Below are 1,779 nucleotides of genomic sequence, written 5' to 3' on the forward strand. Positions count from 1 at the left end.
TTGAAAGTCCTTTCCTATCTTTCCTATTCATTTGCACTCCTGTTTTTAAATATTTTTCAACATTCGTCCTTTTCTTTAGATTGGTATCATGTTATGATACGTAAAAGAACGAATGAAGGTGACTTGGTGATTGAATCTTTTGCAGATAAGCGGTGTAAAGATCTTTTAGAAGGCAATCCACCTAAAGGTTTTCCCACAACTCTCGTACGTATAGCTCAAAGGAAATTATTTATGTTGGATAAAGCAGTTGATCTCAAAGATTTGCGCAGTCCTCCGGGAAATCGTTTAGAAGCATTGAAAGGAGAGCGTAAAGGTCAATATTCTATTCGTATTAATGACCAGTTTCGTATTTGTTTTGAATGGCGTTCTAATGGTGCCTATGAAGTTGAAATTGTAGATTATCATTGATTTGTAGGAGATAGAGATGAAAAATTATGTAGCAATTCATCCCGGAGAAATTTTACGGGAAGAATATTTAAAAGAATATGCTCTCTCTGCTTATGCCCTTGCCAAAGCCTTGAATGTTCCACGCACGAGGATAGAACGTATTGTTGCGGAAAATAGTCCGATAACTCCTGATACAGCACTACGATTAGCCTATTTTTTTGATACTACAGCTGAATTTTGGCTTAACATGCAAGCTGCTTACGATGTCAGTGTTTTACAAATCGAAAAAGCAGATGAATTTGCCAAAATTAATAAATTTGAATGTAGGGTTTAATAATCTTTCCACTTATAAGGTTTTACGACGTAACAGATAATTGACAATCAAGTATAATCGGGTATATATCCCAGTATGCGAGCGGATACACTTCAAGCCATAGAAGAATTGTTAGCTCTCAAAAAAAACTTTGAAGCAGGATGTGATTATGCAAAAGAAGATTGGGACGCTGTGGATTCTCCGCCATTGACAGATGAAGAACTTGCACGCTTAAAGCCAGCTAAAGACGTTTTACCAGCCTCCTTTTTTAAGTATGTAACAGAAGAGCGCCGTAAACGTGGGCGTCTACCCATTGAATCTCCTAAACAAGCGGTTACTCTCCGTCTCGACCCAAACGTTATTGCCTCTTTTAAAAAACAAGGAAAAGATTGGCGCACACGTATGGGTGAAGTCTTAAAAAAAGCAAGCGGTTGTTAAGTCAAACGATCTCACCACTCTAAAAATAATGCTTTATAGTTGAAATTAAACTTCAATTGTATTACATTGAAATACAGTTGAGAGAGGAGAAGTCTTTATGGCTACCAGTCGCATGGTTCAAGCGCGTGTACCGGAAGAAATTCAAAATGTCGCTAGTCAAGTTATTCAAGCCTCTGGTTTGTCAGTAAGTGATGTTGTGAGAGTGTTGATGACACGTATTGCACAAGATAAAGCTATTCCTTCTTTTTTGTTTCAACCCAATGCAGAAACTATAGCAGCTTTTGCCGAACTTGATGAAGGCAACTTAAAAAAGTTTCATTCCGTAGACGAATTATTTGATGATCTCTATGCGGACGATTGAACGTACCACCATTTTCAAACGTGATTTCAAGCGTGAGATGAAAGGACGATGTCGGCATCTTTTAAGTACAGATTTGCATCAAGTCATTGTAGCATTAGCAAATGATCAACCTTTAGAACTTCGGTATCATAACCATGCATTAACTGGAAATTGGAAAGATTATCGGGATTGTCATATTCGACCTGATTTGGTTTTGATCTATCGCTTGATTGGTCAAGACAGACTAGTTTTAGTGCGTCTTGGTTCTCATTCACAGTTTAATCTATAATTTCAATTAACC

General features: G+C 37.4%; 5 protein-coding genes. All 5 read left to right on the plus strand.

Going from position 1 to position 1,779, the window contains the following annotated elements:
* Positions 1–93 precede the first annotated feature (93 nt).
* The 5 genes from BN338_RS00130 (at position 94) to BN338_RS00150 (ending at position 1,767) form a co-directional block, all read left to right on the plus strand.
* Positions 94–408: a type II toxin-antitoxin system RelE/ParE family toxin gene (locus BN338_RS00130; protein ID WP_039757920.1), complete on the plus strand. Its 315-nt coding sequence runs from the start codon at positions 94–96 to the stop codon at positions 406–408.
* 16 nt (positions 409–424) lie between these two features.
* Positions 425–721 (plus strand): HigA family addiction module antitoxin, encoded by a 297-nt coding sequence (locus BN338_RS00135; protein ID WP_039757917.1) that lies wholly within the window; start codon positions 425–427, stop codon positions 719–721.
* Positions 722–796: 75 nt separating this feature from the next.
* The gene (locus BN338_RS00140) at positions 797–1,138 is read left to right on the plus strand and encodes a BrnA antitoxin family protein (protein ID WP_051018455.1); all 342 of its coding nucleotides are present in this window, start codon (positions 797–799) and stop codon (positions 1,136–1,138) included.
* Positions 1,139–1,235: 97 nt separating this feature from the next.
* Positions 1,236–1,499 (plus strand): type II toxin-antitoxin system RelB/DinJ family antitoxin, encoded by a 264-nt coding sequence (locus tag BN338_RS00145; protein ID WP_039757918.1) that lies wholly within the window; start codon positions 1,236–1,238, stop codon positions 1,497–1,499.
* Positions 1,486–1,767 (plus strand): type II toxin-antitoxin system YafQ family toxin, encoded by a 282-nt coding sequence (locus BN338_RS00150; RefSeq protein WP_039757919.1) that lies wholly within the window; start codon positions 1,486–1,488, stop codon positions 1,765–1,767. The genes BN338_RS00145 and BN338_RS00150 overlap by 14 nt, the downstream gene beginning before the upstream one ends.
* The last annotated feature ends 12 nt before the right edge of the window (positions 1,768–1,779 follow it).

Source organism: Bartonella queenslandensis AUST/NH15, assembly GCF_000312585.1.
Lineage (GTDB): Bacteria > Pseudomonadota > Alphaproteobacteria > Rhizobiales > Rhizobiaceae > Bartonella > Bartonella queenslandensis_A.

Bases quoted from the DNA above. Each gene is read 5' to 3' on its own strand.
- BN338_RS00130 (WP_039757920.1), top strand. From the start codon at position 94: ATGATACGTAAAAGAACGAATGAAGGTGACTTGGTGATTGAATCTTTT.
- BN338_RS00135 (WP_039757917.1), top strand. From the start codon at position 425: ATGAAAAATTATGTAGCAATTCATCCCGGAGAAATTTTACGGGAAGAA.
- BN338_RS00140 (WP_051018455.1), top strand. From the start codon at position 797: ATGCGAGCGGATACACTTCAAGCCATAGAAGAATTGTTAGCTCTCAAA.
- BN338_RS00145 (WP_039757918.1), top strand. From the start codon at position 1,236: ATGGCTACCAGTCGCATGGTTCAAGCGCGTGTACCGGAAGAAATTCAA.
- BN338_RS00150 (WP_039757919.1), top strand. From the start codon at position 1,486: ATGCGGACGATTGAACGTACCACCATTTTCAAACGTGATTTCAAGCGT.